Consider the following 1,454-nt stretch of genomic DNA (forward strand, 5'->3'; position numbering starts at 1 on the left):
TCCGGGTCGCCTGGTGTCTGCGCCAACGGCAACCGCCGGTAAACCGATCGGGAGAGCCCAACGACCTTGCACGCGAACCGCTCCGACATCTGTAGGGTGTCGGTGAGCATGGTGATCGCGGCGCGTTTGGCGGTCGGGCTCAGAATTTTCCAGTGGATAATGAGAACAACCCGCTGGTGGGACGGCCTGACCCGGAATTTTCCTGGCCACCGAAGTGCCTTTCGCAGGACCCGTCGACCCGACCGCCAGCGGGCCACCACACCCGACAGTGGAGCACGCGATGTCCGTGACCTCATAGGAGCCTGCCGCCCCGCCCGGCCCGTCACTGGCCCGTCCGAACCTCGCGCCCCCCACGTCAGAGGAAGGCCATCACGTGACACCGACCCGAGCCCCACAGCACATCTACTGCGGCATCGACACCCACGCCGACACCCATCACGCCGCAATCATCACCGACACCGGAATCCTGCTCGCGCACCGCCAATTCGACACCACCTCATCAGCATATGACGCTGTGGTCGAATGGATCCACCAGCACGGTCACCCGATCTCAGTAGGAATCGAAGGCACCAGCTCCTACGGTGCCGGCATCAGTCGCCACCTACGACATCACCACATCGCGGTAGTGGAAGTGCCCCGCCCCAACCGCAAACTTCGCCGAAGCGAAGGCAAGAGCGACCCCATCGATGCCGAGGCGGCGGCCCGCGCCGTCCTGGCCCGTCACCAACTGTCCGAGCCCAAGCACGGTGACGGACCCATCGAAGCGATCCGGGCCCTGCGGGTCGCTCGATCCGGCGCTGTGAAGGCCGCGACCGCCTCGATGAATACGATCCGATCAATGCTTGTCACCGCCCCCGAAGTGCTGCGCACACAGCTACGTGGGCGCAGCACCACGGCACTGCTCGACGCGTGCATCGCGCTCGAACCCGACACCGCCGCCATGACCGATCCGGTCAACGCCACGATCGTCGCCCTGCGTTCACTCGCGAAACGAACACGCGAACTACGCAGGGAAGCACAAGAACTCAAGAAAAATCTGGCTGCACTTGTCAAGTAAGTCGCCCCACGAACCGCGAGCGTGTTCGGACTCGGCCCGGACACCGCGGCGGCACTGCTGATCACCGTTGGCGACAACCCACAAAGGCTACGGTCGGAGTCGTCCTTCGCTCACCTCTGCGGCGTCGCGCCCATCCCCGCATCGTCGGGCAAGACGAATCGGCATCGACTGCACCGCGGTGGCGATCGTCGCGCCAACCAGGCCCTGCACACCGCCGTCGTCGTCCGCCTCCGATACAGCGACATAGCCCGCAGATACGCGGAACGCCGCACATCAGAGGGCAAATCGATGCCTGAGATCATCAGATGCCAGAAACGCTATCTCGCCCGCGAAGTGTTCACCGCGCTACGACAGGACTACCGAGCTCTGACCACTTGACCTCTATAGGAGCGTCCTT

2 protein-coding genes are annotated in these 1,454 nt (G+C 64.2%); both read left to right on the plus strand.

Features of this window, described 5'->3' with window-relative positions:
- Positions 1–373 precede the first annotated feature (373 nt).
- Complete coding sequence (locus B9C99_RS26230) at positions 374–1,057, plus strand: transposase (RefSeq protein WP_253250202.1); 684 nt, start codon at positions 374–376, stop codon at positions 1,055–1,057.
- Between the two features lie 21 nt (positions 1,058–1,078).
- On the plus strand, positions 1,079–1,435 hold the full coding sequence (locus tag B9C99_RS26235) for a transposase (protein WP_253250203.1): 357 nt from the start codon (positions 1,079–1,081) through the stop codon (positions 1,433–1,435).
- Positions 1,436–1,454: the final 19 nt, after the last annotated feature.

The sequence above is a fragment of the Rhodococcus sp. BUPNP1 genome, assembly GCF_002215235.1.
In the GTDB taxonomy this organism is placed as follows: Bacteria; Actinomycetota; Actinomycetes; order Mycobacteriales; family Mycobacteriaceae; genus Rhodococcus.